Genomic DNA, 18,341 nt, shown 5'->3' on the forward strand with positions numbered 1-18,341 from the left:
GGTGGTTTTTTGCACACCTATCCGCAAAACAGCGGGGTCGAGCCGCTCGACTATGTCCAGCGAAACGCCGAAGTACTGGTGGTCGAGGGGGCGAAAACGCGTACAGACCTGCTCCCGTTGATTGCCGATGATGTCAGCATCCTGGTACTCAAACTGGGTCAAGGTTCAACGACCTGTCGGCTTACCAGAGCCGCGTGGTTGAAACTTGAATCGGTCATTGTCGATTGCCGCCATTCGCTCGACCACTCGCCCTCGGTTCCGGGAAAACTGATCTGGGATATCGTGGTTGCGGATCAGTTGTGGGCGAGCCGGGTCGATGAGCACTTGGTGATTGTGGATGCGGACAGCGGACACAGTTTGATCTTTCGCGACGTATTCTCGAGCGATGTCGTTTTGCAACGGAACGTATTTCTGACGATGAGCGGCTATCAGTCCTTCGCGGTGTCAACACTGGTGAGTGCCCTGGCCAGGAAGGGCAGTGTGTTACTCAAAGATATTTTGCCCACCGCAATAGTTGAAAAAATAGAAGGTTGAGTTCTGACAGCCACTGACACATTGCGCCTGTTCGATGTGTGAGTGGCTATCGGCTCTTTTTTTCTAAAGGACGAGGACAGGCAGCTTGCCGCGCTAATGACGAAGGTGGGTGTCACGGAACCAGATAGCCCTTCACCCCGGTAAAGATGATCTGCGCCGCCAACGCGCAGACGAACAACCCCATCAACCGGCTGACGATCTGCAAGCCCTGGTCACCGAGAATGCGCTCGATGCGGTTGGACAGATAAAGCACTACGCCGACGGTGAAACTGGCCAGGGCAATACTGAGAATGGCCGTGAGTTTGTCGTCCCAATGAGGCTGACTCACGCCCATCACCAGCAAGGCGCCGATGGTGCCGGGGCCGACCGTCAGGGGAATGGTCAGCGGGACGATGGTTACGTCCTGCTGCACGTTGTCGGTTTGCACCGCCGACTTGCCCTGTGCCATGCCCAGCGCCGAGATAAACAACACACTGCCGGCGCCGATGCGGAACGCGTCCACGGTGATGCCGAAGACACTGAAAATCACCCTCCCGAACAGGTACAGCAAGACGCTGGAGACCAGGGTGGCAGTCGCCACTTTCCAGGCCAGTCGACGTTGTTCCTTGCGCGAATAACCACGGGTCAGACTGATGAAGCAGGACAATACGAAGAACGGGCTGTAGAGCACCAGCATCTTCAGGTAAACGCTGAACAATACGTGGAGCATGGTTTCGACTCGCGGCATGAGAGGGTTGTAGCGGAGTCTATCAGTCGAATTAATCTTTGGGGCGGTGAACTGAGAAATCGCTCTATTTGTTTCGTGGTCTTGAAGTGTCAGTATTAAGTTTTAGGGGGGGTGAAGTATTAGTTGTTTGATTGCTTACATTAATAATGTTACATGTTCTTGTTTGAGGTTTCTGTTCTGTTTGGATATTGTTTTCTCGCGGGTTCAAGAGGAACTCGTCTAATTAATAAGGATTGATAATGATTGTTCATAATATTGAAGAGTGTAAAATTGCTGAGTGTGTACGCCGTCTGGAAGGCTATGAAGTGGATAATGTTTCCGCCCTTCGTGTACGCAGTTTTTCGGCGCCTGTTATTGAAGCGCCTGCCAAAGGCTCCGTTGTCGGTGAAGGTATCTTGTCGTTCACCGGAAATCTGAGTGATCAAAACCGGGAAGATGTTCAGCATGCCTTTCTTTTTGCAACGCTGGTAGCGAACAAGAAATACCCATACGAGTATCAGGGTAAAGAATGGTATTACCTGTTTGTGCAAGTCTTGACCGATGCGGGCTGGCTACCGACCCAGAAGTATTACAACGACATGAACATCGGCGGCAACACCGTGCGGATGGATCAACTGGTGCTGGAAATTCTGGGTGGCGTCATTGCCGGTATCGCCGTGCCGGGCTCGACTTCCGCCTTGATGCTGAAGGTGGCAGGGGACGCCATCACCGCGCTGAAAAAACGTGAAACTGCCTTGACCCTTTATGAGCGCAACCTGCTGGAGCACGGCGTGGGCGGTATTGCTGCCGGCACGTGTACCGAAATCAATAATGAAGTCACCCTGGCGCTAGGCACTGTCCGTTTCATTCGCAAAAACACCGCAACGCAAGTGCTGTTCGCGGATTGGGATTCACGCGAAGTGAAACTGTATCGCGGCGATTCGGTCTTCAGGAAAGTCCCTGCATTGGTGGAACAGACCCGTGCGACTATTCTCACGAAATTGGGTTTGAACGCAAAAACCAAGATCGATAACTACGATATTTGATTCGCTGTGTTTAAAGGGCGGCCGTTTACACGGCGGCCCTTTTTTCAGGCAAGGAATGTTTATGGTACGTCAATGTACTTTAATGGCTGTTGGTAATGCAGTTATTGCTGTCTCGAAAGTTGAAGGGCGTGAAATGTATGATGATCTCATTAACTCAACTCTGCTTGCGCAACTGGTGGCCAATAAAAAGATCGAGAACAAAACAGCGGATCAGTGGTATGACGCTTATGTGGGCGTGCTTGACGACTTCTGGATACGCAACTTGAAGTTTCGTCTGGATTTATCGCTTGAAAGTAATCCTGACGCCTCGCCGCTGGAGTGGGTAGTTGCCGCCATGCAGGGCAGCGGTGCGCAAGATCAGACTTTCGATAATTTTTTGCGGTACGCAGCCCGGATACCGCGCTCTGTACCCGCGATCAATGTTCTGTGTGACAACGCGCAGGAGTATTCCGGTGAAGAAGATGTGTCGCCTCGCCCACCCCTGAAGGCTGTGCGCTTGCTCGCGATCCTGGCGCAAAATCCGACGTCGTTCACGAGCGTGTATGTCGACTTTCAGACTCGGCAGGAGCTGACTCCGAACCCATGGTCGCAGCGCCTGAAGGTCGAAGAAATGCAAGGCCCCGTCTGTGTGCGTTACGCACGGGCCAATCTGTCCGAAACTCTTTACGCGCTCGCCCGCGAGACGCTTGCCCTGAAGATCAGGGATCGATTGCCTGACCACGTGACGACGCTGGTAAAAACTGCCGATATTGCTTTCTAGTGCCGCCCTCATCGCTCGATGCCTGATCAGGTCATGGCGCTAAGGCGGCTATACCCGCTTGCTCAAAACGTAGAGGCCGTGCGGTTCTGCTGATCGCGCTGCGCAACCCAATGCTCGATCAGGTCGCGCAGTTGCGACAGCTCGACCGGTTTGGCCATGTGCCCGTCCATACCGGCCTGGCGTGCACGTTCTTTGTGCTCGGCGAGGATGTGCGCGGTCAGTGCCACCACCGGCGTGCGAATCCGCTGATTACCGACTTCCCAGGCACGTAATTGCTGAGTCGCGGAGAAGCCGTCGAGGATCGGCATTTCGCAGTCCATCAGGACCAGGTCATACCGCTGGGCTTTCATCGCCTGCAAGGCTTCTTCGCCATTGCTGGCGGTATCCGGTTGCAGGTTGAGCTTGCCTAGCATGCCGCGAATCACCTTGGTCGAAATGCTGTTGTCTTCGGCCACCAGGATGCGGAAATCGCTTGGCACTTTCACCGGTAAAGTGGGGCCGATGGTCAGGTGCTGCGAGATGGAAAGGCCCTTGTTCCGCTGGTTCAGCTCATCGGCCAACGTCGTCTTGAGGGTATAGCCGGCCACCGGTTTGGCGAGGATGCGTTTGATCCCGGAGTTGCGCGCGATGATCTTGCTGGGCGCATTGCTGATGCCGGTGAGCATGATCAGCAGGATGTCGTGGTTCAGGCTCGGGTCTTCCTTGATCTTGGCCGCCAGTTGCATGCCGGTCATGCCGGGCATGTTCTGGTCCAGCAGGACCACGTCGAAGTAATCGCGCAAGTGAGCCTTGGTGCGCAGCAGCGCCAGCGCTTCCTTGCCGGAGGGTACGGCGCTGACATTCAGACCCCAGGCGCTGCACTGCTGCACCAGCACTTTGCGACACGTGTCGTTATCGTCCACCACCAATACCCGTGCACCCTGCAGTGGGCCATCAAGGTCAGACGTCGGGTGTTCGAGGCGGTCAGGGTCCAGCGGCAGGGTCAGCCACAAGGTGCTGCCCTGGTTGGCACCGCTCTTGATGCCGAACTCCCCTTGCATCAAGCGAATCAGCTGACGGGCGATCACCAGCCCCAGGTTGCCTCCCAAGCGGGTGGCCGAGAGGAAGTGCTTACTGTGCAGTTCGGCGTGCATCAATGCGTCGCGCTCTTCGGCGTCCATCGGCTCACCGCTGTCCTGCACGGCAATGCGCAAGCGCGGTTTGGCACTGCGCTCATCGAGCGCGACGACGATCAGGATTTCGCCTTCGTCGGTTTTCTTCAGGGCGTTTTCCAGCAGGCTCAGCAAGGTCTGACGCAGGCGCGTCGGGTCACCGCTGATGACGCGCGGCACTTGCGGCTGGATAAAGCTGATCAGCTCGACGTTCTGCTGTTCGGCCTTGGCGCGGAAGATGCTCAGGCAGTCTTCGATCAGCGCGTTGAGGTCGAACTGCACATCGTCCAGTTCGATCTGCCCGGATTCGAGCTTGGAGATGTCGAGAATCTCGTTGATCAGTGTCAGCAGTTCGTTGCCGGCACTGTGGATGGTCTGTACATAGTCGCGCTGCTTGACCGAGAGCGGCGTGCCCAGCAGCAGCTCGGTCATTCCCAGCACGCCATTCATCGGGGTGCGGATTTCGTGGCTGATTTTTGCCAGGAATTCGGCCTTGGCGTTGATCTCGGCGTTGCTGGCGGCCAGGTCGCGGCTGACGCTGAAACGGTCTTCGGTGATGCTGCGCTGACGTTCGCTCAAGGCAATGCTCATCAACAGGCCGCTGATACAGATGAACACCAGCAACGTGGTGATCAGGCCTTGAGGCTCCACCAGGGTCAGCCCCAGCAGGGCGGGCAGGATAATCAGCGTACCGGCGTTGAACACCACCATTGCCGCCACGAAAAGACGCGCCGGGCGATAGCCTTTTTGCCAGTGATAGGCGCTGACGAACAACATGGTCAGTCCCGCGAGGGCGACCAGCGCGTAGGTGATGATGTTCAGCGGCAGCGTGTTGACGAACAACAGCAGCAAGCCGCAGACACTGATGAACAGGATGTCGCCCAGCAGCAGCTTGTTCAGCGGGTGCGGGCCGAGCGGGGCGAAGAACCGGTAGGCGAACATAAGGCCGCAGGGTGCCGTCAGCAGCAGGGCGAGGTAAGCGCCCGGTGTCTGGACCGCATGCCAGTCCGGCAACCACGGGCCGGCCATGTTCAGCAGCAGGACCAGGCTGAGCATCAACAGCCCTTCGCAGCCCGCCAGCCAGAGACTGCTGCGTGAACGGGTGTAGGCATAACGAATGAGGTTGTGCAGGATCAGCATTGCGATACAGCCGAACAACAGTCCGTAGATCAGGGTCTGATTCTGATTGGCCGCGGTCATGACCGCCGACTGCAGGGTGATGTAAGGCCTCAACTGATGGTCGGAGACCAGTCGCAGGTAAACATCGAGAGGTTTTTCGTTTTGCGGCAGCGGCAACATGAAATCGCTGCTGGGCAGTGGCCGTTCAGCCTGGGGCTGGCCGGTGCCGGTGTTCAGTTGCTCGATCAGCGTGTCGCCGTCCAGCACATACAGATTGAGGTGGGACAGGTCGGGAGCGAACACCCGCAGCAACTGTTCATGCTTGCCGGGCGCGAGTCTGAAACGCAGCCATAACGCGCCATCGGGCTCGGCGGCGGTGAGGCGGTCGAGTTCAATGGGGCTGAATTGATTGGTGTAGCGAGCGGATCGGATGTCGCTGAGTTGCAGGTCGCCCTGTTCGTCGAGCAATACCGCCCAGCCACTGCCTTGCGCGGCCTGGGCCGGGAGCATGCAGAGCAAGGTCAGCAGAGTGACGGTGAATCCTATGGCAATCCTGAGCCAGCGCACGGCGAAATCCCTTCGTAGGTTGATGCCAGAATATAACTATGCGCGGCGCCGGAATAGTCCGGCAAGGGCCCGAAGCCCTTGCCTGGCCCAATGGCGTTCTTATTCCTGATTTTCGCCACGCTCGCGGGCAATGGCACGGTAGCCAATGTCCTTGCGATAGAAACAGCCTTCCCAGTCAATTTTGGCCGCCAGCTTGTAAGCCTGCTGTTGAGCGGCATCGACGCTGGCACCCATTGCCGTGGCGCAGAGTACCCGACCACCGGCCGTCACCACTTGACCGTCCTTGAGTGCAGTACCGGCGTGGAAGACTTTGCCTTCCAGTGCTGCAGCTGCATCGAGACCGTTGATGGCAACGCCTTTAGCGTAGTCACCAGGATAGCCGCCAGCCGCCAGCACGATGCCGACGCTCGGACGCGGATCCCATTGTGCTTCGACCTTGTCCAGGGCTTGCGCCAGCGCTGCTTCGACCAGTAACACCAGGCTCGACTGCAAACGCAGCATCACCGGTTGGGTCTCAGGGTCGCCGAAACGGCAGTTGAATTCGATGACTTTTGGGTTACCAGCCTTGTCGATCATCAGACCGGCGTACAGGAAACCGGTGTAGACATTGCCTTCCTCGGCCATGCCGCGCACGGTCGGCCAGATCACCAGGTCCATGACGCGCTTGTGCACGTCAGCGGTCACGACCGGGGCAGGGGAGTAGGCACCCATGCCGCCTGTGTTCGGACCGGTATCGCCGTCGCCGACGCGTTTGTGGTCCTGGCTGGTGGCCATCGGCAATACGTTCTTGCCGTCGACCATGACGATGAAACTGGCTTCTTCGCCGTCCAGGAACTCTTCGATCACCACGCGCGAACCGGCATCGCCGAAGGCGTTACCCGCCAGCATGTCGCGTACGGCGTCTTCGGCTTCGGTCAACGTCATGGCAACGATCACGCCTTTACCGGCGGCCAGGCCATCGGCCTTGATCACGATCGGTGCGCCTTTTTCACGCAGATAAGCCAGGGCTGGCTCGATCTCGGTGAAGTTCTGGTAGTCGGCCGTCGGGATCTTGTGGCGCGCCAGGAAATCCTTGGTGAAGGCTTTCGAGCCTTCCAGCTGAGCAGCGCCAGCGGTCGGACCGAAGCAGTCCAGGCCACGGGAGCGGAACAGATCGACGACGCCGGCGACCAGTGGCACTTCCGGGCCGACGATGGTCAGGGAAACATTCTTCTCGGCGAAGTCTGCAAGCTGTTCGAGTGCCAGCACGTCGATAGCGACGTTCTCGCACTTGGCTTCAATGGCGGTGCCGGCGTTGCCCGGGGCAACGAAAACCTTCTGCACGCGCGGATCCTGAGCCACTTTCCAGGCCAGGGCGTGTTCACGGCCACCGCTGCCAATGATCAAAACATTCATTTCAAAAACCTCAAAAATCTGTAAAGGCGCTGCAATCCCTTGTAGGAGCTGTCGAGTGCAACGAGGCTGCGATCTTTTGATTTTGCTTTAGAAAACCAGATCAAAAGATCGCAGCCTCGTTGCACTCGACAGCTCCTACAGGGGCGCGGTGTATCAGTGACGGAAGTGGCGCATGCCAGTAAAGACCATCGCGATGCCAGCCTCGTCGGCTGCAGCAATCACTTCGTTATCACGCATCGAGCCGCCTGGCTGGATCACCGCGGTGATGCCGACCTTGGCCGCGTTGTCCAGGCCGTCGCGGAATGGGAAGAACGCGTCGGAGGCCATCACCGAGCCTGCCACCTGCAAACCAGCGTGTTCAGCCTTGATCGCAGCAATGCGCGCGGAGTTCACGCGGCTCATCTGGCCGGCGCCGACACCGATGGTCTGACGGTTCTTGGCGTAGACGATGGCGTTGGACTTAACGTATTTGGCTACTTTCCAGGCGAAGATCAGGTCGTGGATCTCTTGCTCGGTCGGGGCGCGCTTGGTCACGACTTTCAGGTCGTCGGCACCGATCATGCCGATGTCGCGGCTCTGTACCAGCAGGCCACCGTTGACGCGTTTGTAGTCCCACGCAGCACCGCGATCAGCCGACCACTCGCCGCAGGCCAGCAGGCGCACGTTGGCTTTTGCCGCCACGATGGCGCGAGCTTCTTCGCTGACGGACGGGGCGATGATCACTTCGACGAACTGACGCTCGACGATGGCCTTGGCCGTTTCAGCATCCAGCTCGCGGTTGAAGGCGATGATGCCGCCGAACGCCGACTCGGTGTCGGTGGCGTAGGCCAGTTCGTAAGCCTGACGGATGCCACCTTCGGCGTCCGGGCTGACGGCCACGCCGCACGGGTTGGCGTGCTTGACGATCACGCAGGCCGGTTTGACGAAGCTCTTCACGCATTCCAGCGCGGCGTCGGTGTCGGCCACGTTGTTGTACGACAGCTCTTTACCTTGCAGTTGGGTCGCAGTGGCGATGCCAACTTCGGCAGGCTTGGCTTCAACGTAGAACGCCGCGCTCTGGTGCGGATTCTCGCCGTAGCGCATTTCCTGCGCCTTGACGAACTGGCTGTTGAAGGTGCGCGGGAATTCGCTGCGGCCTTCAGTGCTGAGGGTGTCAGCCGCCTGGTTCACGGTGCCCATGTAGTTGGCGATCATGCCGTCATAGGCGGCAGTGTGTTCGAAGGCCTTGAGCATCAGGTCGAAACGCTGAGCGTAGGTCAGACCGCCGGCCTTGAGGCTTTCAAGGACGCTGGTGTAGTCGCTGGCATTCACCACGATGGCCACGTCTTTGTGGTTTTTTGCAGCCGAACGGACCATGGTCGGGCCGCCGATATCGATGTTCTCGATTGCGGTCGGCAGGTCGCAGCCTGGCTTGTTGATGGTGGCTTCGAACGGGTACAGGTTGACCGCGACCAGATCGATCGGCTTGATGCCGTGCTCGTTCATGATGGCGTCGTCGATACCGCGACGACCGAGGATCCCGCCGTGGATTTTCGGGTGCAGGGTTTTTACCCGGCCGTCCATCATTTCTGCGAAACCGGTGTAATCCGCGACTTCCACTGCGGCAACACCGTTGTCGCGCAGCAGCTTGAACGTTCCGCCGGTGGAGAGGATCTCGACGCCCAGGGCTTCAAGCTCTTTGGCGAATTCGAGGATCCCGGTCTTGTCGGAAACGCTGATCAAGGCGCGGCGGATCGGCAGGCGGGTAGTCTGGTCGGTCATTTCAATTTCCATCAAAAGCAAAGGAGTCAGCAAAAAAGGCGACCGTTTTTACGCGGGCGCCTTTCTGGTTTGATTGAATGCTTACAGCAAATCGTACTGCTTGAGCTTCTTGCGCAGCGTGCCTCGGTTCAGTCCGAGCAGCTCGCTGGCCTTGGTCTGGTTGCCCTTGACGTAGTTCATCACGCACTCGAGCAGGGGAGCCTCGACTTCGGAGAGCACCAGGTTGTACACATCCGTGACGGCAGCGCCCTCAAGGTGGGCGAAATAATTGTGCAGCGCCTTCTCGACACTCCCGCGAAGGGTCTGACCTTCTTCGCTAGGCGTATTGAGGTGCTGTTTCAAATTCACGTTGTCGCTCACGGGTGTTGTTCCACTCACTAAAGTCTCGGTCATCATCGTCATGCGGCCACCTCGTCTCCGTCCCCTGTCAGGCTCTTGTAACGTTCGGCGAAGAAGCCCTGAACGTTGGCGCATTGTGCTTCCGTATCTTCCAAACGATTGAAGTGGGCGCGAAACTCCCTGGCGCCCGGCAAGGTTGCGAGATACCAGCCCACATGCTTTCGAGCAATGCGTACGCCCATGACGTCTCCATAGAAGACGTGCAGCGCAGCCAGATGCTCTAGCAGAATGCGTTCCACCTCGATCAGCTCCAGTGCCGGGAGTTTCTCGCCGGTACGCAGAAAATGATCGATCTCGCGAAAAATCCATGGCCGCCCCTGGGCGGCCCGGCCTACCAGCAGGCCATCGGCACCGGTCGCATCGAGCACGTACCGGGCCTTCTCTGGCGAATCGATATCGCCATTGGCAAAGACCGGAATAGACACGGCCTGCTTGATTGCGGCAATGGTGTCGTACTCGGCTTCGCCGGTGTACAGATCGGCACGGGTGCGGCCATGGACCGCCAACGCCGTAATGCCTGCCTGCTCGGCGATCTTCGCCACGGTCAGGCCGTTCTTGTTGTCCCGGTCCCAGCCGGTGCGGATCTTCAGGGTCACCGGCACATCAACCGCAGCCACTACGGCCTGCAGGATCTCGGTCACCAGTGCTTCATCTTTCAACAGTGCGGCCCCGGCGGCCTTGTTGCAGACTTTTTTCGCCGGACAGCCCATGTTGATATCAATAATCTGTGCGCCCAGTTCTACGTTGGCCCGGGCCGCATCCGCCAGCATCTGTGCATCACCACCGGCGATCTGTACCGAGCGGGGCTCGGGATCACCTTCGTGGATCATGCGCATCCGTGATTTGCGGGTGTTCCACAAGCTCATGTCGCTGGTGACCATTTCCGAGACTACAAGTCCTGCGCCCAGTCGCTTGCACAGCTGACGAAAGGGTTGGTCTGTGACCCCCGCCATCGGGGCGAGAATCAAGCCGTTGTGCAATGTGTAAGGACCGATGCGTACCGCCGACATAGGACTTCCCTGTTGTGGGGTCGGATCATGAGAGTTCGAAAAAGGGTTGGCATGATACCCGCTCTCGATGACTGGATAAAGGCTGAATTGAACAAAATCTGAACAGTTATTCTGTTATCGCCAGCGGTTTGGTATGAGCGGTCAAAGTCAGAAATATGCCGTCAAACCCGTAACACTGAACCGTTTCACTCGGGCGAATGAAAGCTCAGGCTGTAATTCACCGCTTTGGCGCCTGGATCGAGGATATCCAGTGCAATGTGGATCGGCGTTTGCGGAGGCATCTCCGCCATCCCTTCGAGATCGCCGTTGAGGTACTCGCCGGGTTTGAAGCGACGGCTGGCGATCAGGTGGCCGTTGAGGTCGGCAAAACGCAACTCCAGCAGCGGGAAAGGCTGGGAGAAGGGGGCGCGGTTGTAGATGATCGCGTCGACCACCAGTGCACCGCTGAAGTCCGGGTGGCTGCGGACCACCAGGTTGCTGCTTTTGATTTTGGCGATGTCGACTTTGGATGGCACGGTGCAGCCGATTTGCGGGCACAGTTGCTGGAACCACGGACGGTACTGGTCCTGACGCGCCAGTTCTTCGAAATGGTAGGCGATGTACTGGCCGGCGAGCGCGGCAGCGCCGAGCAGGATCAACAGCAGCCAGAAAAATCGGCGACCCCAGGGTGAGCGGCGCTTTTGCCAGTCCAGTTGCAGTGGGTCATCGGTCAGGTCTTGCAGGGCTTCAGCCCGGACAGCCGGCTCACGCTTTTTGCGCGGAGGCTCGATCGAGGGCAGATCGTCGTCGATGTCATCGGTTGCCGACAGGCGTTCGTGATGCATCGGTGCGTCGAGTGGGTCGTGCAGGCGCAGCTGTGGCGGCAGAGACTCGTCGTCCAGTTCCACCGGCTCCAGGGACAGCGAAGGTTCGGTGCGTGAGTATTTGCTCGGATCGAGTTCCAGCTCCGGCAAGTCGGCTTCAGCGGTCTGCGCACGATCGGCGGCCGATTCGCTGAACAGGCTGTCAGGCCACGGCGCTTCTGCGTGCTCGACGGTATCCCGGCTGGCACTCAGGTTGTCTTCGCGCTGTCGGCCGAATTCCGTGGTCGGCTGGATCTCCCGTTGTTCGAGGCGGGCGAGCTCTTCGTCCAGGTCCAGACTGTCCAGATCCAGCTCGGCCGCGGTCCATTGCTTTTGGCTGATGGCTCGCGGCTCCGGTGGTTCGACGATGGCCGGGGCAGCCGGCGTGATCGCGTCCTTGCCGGCCCGTTGCTCAAGTAGCTGCTTGGCGGCGTTGAACACCTGCAAACACGAGCCGCAACGAACCACTCCGCGGGCCACGCTCAATTGAGCATGGCTGACGCGGAAGCTGGTTTGGCAATGCGGGCACTGGGTGACGAAGCTGTCGGTCATGCGGCGATCCGGTTTATGCAGGCGCTCATTCTAGCGCCGACGGCCAGTGATGCGCACCCAGCCATCGCGATTGGCGATTGGGTCCAGATCGAAGTCCTGAGCGTAGGCTTTGGCGACGTCTTCACCTTGTTCGGCGAGGATGCCCGACAGCGCCAGACGACCACCGGATTTGACCAGGCTGGACAATTGCGGTGCCAGGGAAACCAGCGGGCCGGCAAGAATGTTGGCCACCAGCACGTCGGCCTGAACTTGCGGCAGATCTTGCGGCAGATACAGCGGGAAGAGTGCTTCGGCAATGTTGTTGCGCCCGGCGTTATCGCGGGAGGCTTCCAGGGCTTGCACGTCGATATCGGTACCGACGGCTTGCTTGGCGCCCAGCAGCAGGGCGGCAATCGCCAGAATCCCCGAGCCGCAGCCGAAGTCCAATACGTTGCAGTCCTTCAGGTCCTGGCCGTCGAGCCATTCCAGGCACAGCGCGGTAGTCGGGTGAGTGCCGGTGCCGAATGCCAGGCCCGGATCCAGCAGCAGATTCACGGCATCAGGCTCGGGCGCTGCGTGCCAGCTTGGAACGATCCACAGGCGCTGGCCGAAACGCATCGGCTGGAAACCGTCCATCCAGCTGCGTTCCCAGTCCTGGTCTTCGATGACTTCGCTGTGATGCTCGGGTAGCGGGCTGCCGGTCAGCAACTCAAGGTGGGCCAGCACGGTGACGGCTTCGGTGCCACCTTCGAACAGGGCCAGCAGGTGCGTGTGCGACCACAGCGGCGTGGTGTTGAGTTCCGGCTCGAAGATCGGCTGATCTTCGGCGTCCATGAAGGTCACCGATACGGCGCCCACTTCAAGGAAAGCGTCTTCGTAGGTTTCGGCTTGTTCTGGGCTGATGGCGAGACGGACTTGCAGCCAAGGCATGGCGGGCACCTTTGAAAAATATTAATTGCAGCCTAGCGGGCTGCGAGAAGCGCGCAAGTTTACGCGAGCGCGGAGGGTTTGTGGGAGTGGCTTGGCCTGCATCCACTGCACGGCTCCTGATTCACACCGAACCCTGTGGGAGCGAGCTTGCTCGCGATGATGGCGGCACATTCAGCAAAGACGTCGGCTGACACACCGCCATCGCGAGCAAGCTCGCTCCCACAGGGGATGTGTGCTGCTTGATGAAATGTCCAGAAACAACAAAGCCGCCCGAAGGCGGCTTTGTTGATTGGGTCGAAGCTTAGTGCTTTTCGCCAGCCAGCTTGTGTTCCAGGTAGTGGATGTTGATTCCACCTTTGCAGAAGCCTTCGTCGCGGACCAGATCGCGGTGCAGCGGGATGTTGGTCTTGATCCCGTCGACAACGATTTCGTCCAGCGCATTGCGCATGCGCGCCAGGGCTTCGTCACGGGTTGCGCCGTAGGTGATCAGCTTGCCGATCAACGAATCGTAGTTCGGCGGAACGGCATAGCCACTGTACAGGTGCGAATCGACGCGAACGCCGTTGCCGCCTGGTGCGTGGAAGTGCTTGACTGTGCCTGGGCTCGGCATGAAAGTTTTCGGGTCTTCGGCGTTGATTCGGCATTCCAGTGCATGACCGCGGATAACCACGTCTTCCTGGGTGTACGACAGCTTGTTGCCAGCGGCGATGCTGAGCATCTCCTTGACGATGTCGATGCCGGTGACCATTTCCGAAACCGGGTGCTCAACCTGAACGCGGGTGTTCATTTCGATGAAATAGAACGCGCCGTTCTCGTACAGGAACTCGAAAGTACCCGCGCCACGGTAATTGATGTCGATGCAAGCCTTGACGCAGCGTGCGAGGACTTCAGCCCGTGCCTTCTCGTCGATGCCCGGTGCCGGCGCTTCTTCGAGAACTTTCTGGTGACGACGTTGCAGCGAGCAATCGCGGTCGCCCAGATGGATGGCGTGGCCCTGGCCGTCGGAAAGTACCTGAACTTCCACGTGACGTGGGTTGGTCAGGAATTTTTCCAGATAGACCATCGGGTTGCCGAACGCCGCGCCAGCTTCGGAGCGGGTCAGTTTCGCCGAGGAGATCAGGTCTTCTTCTTTATGCACAACGCGCATGCCGCGACCACCACCACCGCCAGCGGCTTTGATGATCACCGGGTAACCGACTTCGCGACCGATGCGCAGAGCGGTTTCTTCGTCTTCAGGCAGCGGGCCGTCGGAACCCGGAACGGTTGGAACGCCCGCAGCGATCATGGCGTGCTTGGCCGATACCTTGTCGCCCATCAGGCGAATGGTGTCGGCTTTCGGGCCAATGAACGCGAAGCCGGAGTTCTCGACCTGTTCAGCGAAATCAGCGTTTTCCGCAAGGAAGCCGTAGCCTGGGTGAATGGCGGTAGCGCCGGTCACTTCGGCCGCGGCGATGATTGCCGGGATGTGCAGGTAAGAGTGCGCGGCCGAGGCCGGGCCGATGCAGACGGATTCGTCTGCCAGACCCAGGTGCATCAGCTCTTTGTCGGCCTTGGAGTAAACGGCGACAGTCTTGATGTCCATCTCTTTGCAGGCACGCAGAATCCGCAGGGCAATCTCACCGCGGTTGGCGATCAGAACTTTTTCCAACTTCGCAGTCATCAAAGTCTCTCCGCGGTTCAAACGATGGTGTACAGCGGTTGGTCATACTCAACCGGCTGGCCGTCTTCGACGAGGATAGATTCGATCACACCGCTGGTTTCAGCTTCGATGTGGTTCATCATCTTCATGGCTTCGACGATGCACAGGGTGTCGCCTTTCTTCACGGTCTGGCCGACTTCAACGAAGGACGGCGAGGATGGCGAAGATTTGCGATAGAAGGTGCCGACCATAGGCGAACGGGCAACGGTGCCGTTCAGAACTGGCGCAGCGGGAGCCGCAGGTGCAGCAGCGGCAACCGGGGCGGCAGCGACAGGCGCCGGCGCCGGCGCATGCATTGGAGCCGGTGCATAGTACTGCTGAGCCGGGGTCTTGCTGTGACGGCTGATGCGTACGGACTCTTCGCCTTCCTTGATCTCGAGCTCGTCGATGCCGGACTCTTCCAGCAGTTCGATCAGTTTCTTAACTTTACGGATATCCATGAATCATCAACTCCCAAGGGTCGGTCAGGGGCGTTTAACGCTTGTTGTTCAAGCCGTTGCCTGTCTTTCAAGCTGCTCTAGTGCGGCCTCCAGGGCCAGTCGATAACCGCTGGCGCCAAGGCCGCAGATCACTCCCACCGCTACGTCGGAGAAGTAAGAGTGATGGCGGAAAGGTTCGCGTTTGTGCACGTTAGACAAATGCACTTCGATGAATGGGATGCTCACCGCCAGCAGCGCGTCACGTAATGCGACACTTGTGTGCGTAAAAGCTGCTGGGTTGATCAGAATGAAGTCCACACCTTCGCTGCGGGCAGCGTGGATGCGGTCGATCAATTCGTACTCGGCGTTGCTTTGCAGGTGCAGCAAATGGTGGCCGGCTTCACGGGCACGGCGTTCCAGGTCCTGGTTGATCTGCGCCAGTGTCGTAGCGCCGTAGGTGCCCGGTTCACGGGTGCCGAGCATGTTCAGGTTGGGTCCGTGCAGAACCAGTAGCGTCGCCATCTGCTGTTCCTTGTTATCTGTGTGCAATTGTCAGAACCCGGCGACTATGCCGCAAAGCCTTTGTGACTGTCCAGTTCTATGCAATAGCCAGCACGATGGCCGATGTTTGCGCGAAATATGTGACCGGGTTATTAAATCCGGTCATTTGCTTTCGCAACACGTTCGGCGAAGTCGGTGGCGTTGATCTCGCCGATCACTCGCACATCGGTGTGTTCGACGCCGTCCTTGCCGAATAACATCAGCGCTGGCGGGCCAAACAATTTGTAGCGGTCAAGCAAGGCGCGTTGCTCGGCGTTGCTGGCGGTGATGTCGAAGCGAATCAGTCGATAGCCTTTGAGGCGTTCGACGACCCTGGCGTCGTTGAGCACCTTATGTTCGATGACTTTGCAACTGATGCACCAGTCGGCGTACCAGTCGAGCAGCAGCGGGGTGCCCGATGATTTGGCTTCGGCGAGGACGCGGTCCAGGTCTGCCGGGGTGCTGACGGTTTGCCAGGCGCTGCTGTTTTGCGGTTGCTCATTGCCGGCAATCGTGCGCGGCTGGCCAATCGGATTGAGCGGATCGGTCTGGCCGCTGAACGCTCCAAACCAACACGCCAGCGCATAAAACAGCAGGAACATCCCCAGCAACTGACTCAGGCGTTTTCTCGGCGGTTTGTAGACGAACTCCAGCGCGCCCATGAACAACCCGACGCCACCGGCCAGCAAGCCGATCAGCAGCAACGTGATCTGGCCCGGCAGTACTCGACTGAGCAGACCGATCGCCAGCCCCAGCAACAAAACGCCAATCGCGTTTTTCACATAGATCAGCCAGGGTCCGCTTTTCGGCAGCCAGGCGGCGCCACCAGTGGCGACCAGCAACAGCGGTGCACCCATGCCAAGGCCGAGCATGAACAATTTCAGACCGCCGCCCAATGCATCGCCACTGGCGCTGATGTACAGCAGCGCGCCGGCCAGCGGTGCCGAGACGCAGGGCGACACCAACAGGCTGGAAACCACGCCGAGCACGGCGGCGCCCCACAACGAACCGCCTTTGGTGCGACCGGCGATCCGATCCAGCCGACTGCTGATAGCGTGAGGCAGCTTGAGTTCGAAGACGCCAAACATCGCCAAGGCAAACAGCGCAAAAAACATCGCGAATGGTACCAGCACCCACGCCGATTGCAGCCGCGCCTGAAGATTGAGTTGTGCGCCGAACATCCCCATCAACGCCCCGAGCAGGGCGAAGCAGGCGGCCATTGGCAGCACGTAGGCCAAAGATAGATTGAAGCCGCGTAACCCCCCCGCCTGACCACGCAACACCACGCCGGACAGAATCGGCAGCATCGGCAGCACGCACGGTGTGAACGTCAGGCCCAGGCCAGCAAGGAAAAACAGCGCCAGTTCGCGCCAGCTCCAGGCCGGGGGCGCGCCTGTGCGGCCATCAATACTCAGGCGCTCGGTCTCGGGTGGATAGCACAAGCCTTTGTCGGCGCAACCCTGATACGTAACCACCAGGGTGAAAGCGCGTTGATCGGTGCGTGGCAGTTCGACTTCGAGAATGCCGTGGTAGACCTCGACATCACCGAAATACTCATCGTGCTTCTGTTCGCCCTTGGGCAGTTGCGCGGCGCCCAGGCCTGCATCGGCCGGGTCGGCGCGAAACTGAAAGCGGTGCCGGTAGAGGTAATAGCCTTCGGTGGCAACGAAACGCAGCTTGATCGATTGCGGTGTGCTTTCTACCAGGCTCAGCTGAAAGGCTTCACGCACCGGCAGGAAGTCGGCGCTGTTGTTGATCGAGCCCAACGTCGAGCTGGGCCGACTGTCCAGCAAACCGGCGGCGGCGGTGGCCGGCAGGGCGAGCACTAAAAACAACAGGCAGAGCAAACGGCGCATGACAATCTCGCGTATCGAAAGTGAAGGCATGATAGCGGACAGTCGGCGGGCGTGCAGGGCCGGGAATTCTGTGGTGATTGTTCTGGCGCTATCGCGAGCAAGCTCGCTCCCACAGGGGAACGCATTCCAAATGTGGGAGCGAGCTTGCTCGCGAAGGCGATCTTTCAGACGCGGAAGGCTTGGACGGCTGTATGCAGTCGTCCACCCAGCACCAACAAATGTTCCCCTTGCTCACGCCCCTGACCAATGCGCAGCAAGTTATCCCCACCCAATTGGTGAATCCGCTCACTGTGATCGCGGATTTCGCTGACGGCGCCACTCTGCTGAGCGGTGACATCAGCGATGCGTACGGCGGTGTCGGAAATGGTCTGGATCGCGCCGACGATTTTATCCAGCGCACCGTCGGCGGCCTGGGCCTGATTGGCAGTGGCTTCGGCGTGTTCGACCTGGGCGCGCATGCCTTCCACCGATTGTCGCGCCGCGGTTTGCAAACCGGCGATCAGGGTCTGGATTTCTGCCGTGGCGCCAGCGGTGCGTTGCGCCAGTGAGCGAACTTCTTCGGCCACCACCGCAAATCCACGGCCCATTTCCCCGGCACGAGCCGCTTCGATCGCGGCGTTCAGAGCCAGCAGGTTGGTCTGGTCGGCAATCGAGCGGATCACTGTCAGCACGCCGCCAATGGTTGCCGACTCTTCGGCCAGGTGTTCGATCATTTGCGCGTTGCCTTGCACTTCGCCGACCAGCGCGTGCAGCCCGGTGAGGCTCAAGCCGATGACTTTCTGGCCGTGCTCCACCGCCAGCCCGGCATGGCGGCTGGCGTTGGCCGCCTGGCTGGCATCGCCGGCAACCTGTTGAATGGTCGCTTCCAGTTCGCCAAGAGAATCACGGATCAGCGCCGTGTCACCGGCCTGATGTTCGGCGCCGCTGTGCAGGTCATTGCTCAACTCGGCCAGGGTTCGGCTGCTACCGGCGACCTGCTCGGCGTTGAGGCGAATGGTCCCTACCAGGTCGACCAGATAGGCGCGCAAGCGATTGAGCGACGCTTCAATGTCGTGCAGTTCACGATTGGTTTTACC

General features: G+C 59.2%; 15 protein-coding genes and 1 pseudogene. 3 read left to right on the forward strand and 13 right to left on the reverse strand.

All coding sequences use genetic code 11. The features are described from left to right. Window positions 1-534, forward strand: a 534-nt coding sequence (locus WLY71_RS05920) for a hypothetical protein (protein ID WP_347802853.1), incomplete at its 5' end; no start/stop codon positions are given. 112 nt (window positions 535-646) lie between these two features. On the opposite strand, the gene WLY71_RS05925 is transcribed toward WLY71_RS05920, so the two are convergent. Next, entirely contained in the window at window positions 647-1,243 is a 597-nt protein-coding gene (locus WLY71_RS05925) for a MarC family protein (RefSeq protein WP_007937197.1), read from the reverse strand. A gap of 257 nt (window positions 1,244-1,500) precedes the next feature. Between WLY71_RS05925 and WLY71_RS05930 the strand changes: the two genes are divergently transcribed. Continuing rightward, on the forward strand, window positions 1,501-2,286 hold the full coding sequence (locus WLY71_RS05930; RefSeq protein WP_347802854.1) for a hypothetical protein: 786 nt from the start codon (window positions 1,501-1,503) through the stop codon (window positions 2,284-2,286). 61 nt (window positions 2,287-2,347) lie between these two features. After that, on the forward strand, window positions 2,348-3,046 hold the full coding sequence (locus WLY71_RS05935; protein WP_347802855.1) for a hypothetical protein: 699 nt from the start codon (window positions 2,348-2,350) through the stop codon (window positions 3,044-3,046). Window positions 3,047-3,108: 62 nt separating this feature from the next. Here WLY71_RS05935 and WLY71_RS05940 read toward each other — a convergent pair whose 3' ends face one another. From WLY71_RS05940 to WLY71_RS31280, 12 genes and pseudogenes are all read right to left on the reverse strand, one after another. Then, window positions 3,109-5,883, reverse strand: coding sequence for a hybrid sensor histidine kinase/response regulator (locus WLY71_RS05940; protein ID WP_347802856.1), 2,775 nt, complete (start codon window positions 5,881-5,883; stop codon window positions 3,109-3,111). 99 nt (window positions 5,884-5,982) lie between these two features. After that, on the reverse strand, window positions 5,983-7,278 hold the full coding sequence (gene purD, locus WLY71_RS05945) for a phosphoribosylamine--glycine ligase (RefSeq protein WP_201183679.1): 1,296 nt from the start codon (window positions 7,276-7,278) through the stop codon (window positions 5,983-5,985). 153 nt (window positions 7,279-7,431) lie between these two features. After that, entirely contained in the window at window positions 7,432-9,039 is a 1,608-nt protein-coding gene (gene purH / locus WLY71_RS05950; RefSeq protein ID WP_347802857.1) for a bifunctional phosphoribosylaminoimidazolecarboxamide formyltransferase/IMP cyclohydrolase, read from the reverse strand. Between the two features lie 81 nt (window positions 9,040-9,120). Beyond that, window positions 9,121-9,441 carry a DNA-binding transcriptional regulator Fis gene (fis, locus tag WLY71_RS05955; RefSeq protein WP_007907419.1) on the reverse strand — a complete coding sequence of 107 codons (321 nt, stop codon included), beginning with the start codon at window positions 9,439-9,441 and terminating at the stop codon, window positions 9,121-9,123. Next, window positions 9,438-10,448, reverse strand: a complete 1,011-nt coding sequence (dusB, locus tag WLY71_RS05960) for a tRNA dihydrouridine synthase DusB (protein WP_347802858.1) — start codon at window positions 10,446-10,448, stop codon at window positions 9,438-9,440. Before dusB ends, fis begins: the two co-directional genes overlap by 4 nt. 185 nt (window positions 10,449-10,633) lie before the next feature. Further along, window positions 10,634-11,842 carry a DUF3426 domain-containing protein gene (locus WLY71_RS05965; protein WP_347802859.1) on the reverse strand — a complete coding sequence of 403 codons (1,209 nt, stop codon included), beginning with the start codon at window positions 11,840-11,842 and terminating at the stop codon, window positions 10,634-10,636. A gap of 30 nt (window positions 11,843-11,872) precedes the next feature. Further along, window positions 11,873-12,751: a 50S ribosomal protein L11 methyltransferase gene (gene prmA / locus WLY71_RS05970; protein WP_347802860.1), complete on the reverse strand. Its 879-nt coding sequence runs from the start codon at window positions 12,749-12,751 to the stop codon at window positions 11,873-11,875. Between the two features lie 301 nt (window positions 12,752-13,052). After that, the gene (gene accC / locus WLY71_RS05975; protein WP_347802861.1) at window positions 13,053-14,411 is read right to left on the reverse strand and encodes an acetyl-CoA carboxylase biotin carboxylase subunit; all 1,359 of its coding nucleotides are present in this window, start codon (window positions 14,409-14,411) and stop codon (window positions 13,053-13,055) included. 17 nt (window positions 14,412-14,428) lie between these two features. After that, complete coding sequence (accB, locus tag WLY71_RS05980) at window positions 14,429-14,890, reverse strand: acetyl-CoA carboxylase biotin carboxyl carrier protein (protein WP_347802862.1); 462 nt, start codon at window positions 14,888-14,890, stop codon at window positions 14,429-14,431. Between the two features lie 48 nt (window positions 14,891-14,938). Then, the gene (gene aroQ, locus WLY71_RS05985) at window positions 14,939-15,391 is read right to left on the reverse strand and encodes a type II 3-dehydroquinate dehydratase (RefSeq protein WP_017336343.1); all 453 of its coding nucleotides are present in this window, start codon (window positions 15,389-15,391) and stop codon (window positions 14,939-14,941) included. Between the two features lie 131 nt (window positions 15,392-15,522). Next, window positions 15,523-17,265 carry a protein-disulfide reductase DsbD gene (locus WLY71_RS05990; protein ID WP_347802863.1) on the reverse strand — a complete coding sequence of 581 codons (1,743 nt, stop codon included), beginning with the start codon at window positions 17,263-17,265 and terminating at the stop codon, window positions 15,523-15,525. Window positions 17,266-17,429: 164 nt separating this feature from the next. Next, window positions 17,430-17,936 (reverse strand): annotated as a pseudogene (locus WLY71_RS31280) (methyl-accepting chemotaxis protein); the annotation flags it as partial. Between the last annotated feature and the right edge of the window lie 405 nt (window positions 17,937-18,341).

The organism is Pseudomonas rossensis (assembly GCF_039888995.1).
In the GTDB taxonomy this organism is placed as follows: Bacteria; Pseudomonadota; Gammaproteobacteria; order Pseudomonadales; family Pseudomonadaceae; genus Aquipseudomonas; species Aquipseudomonas rossensis.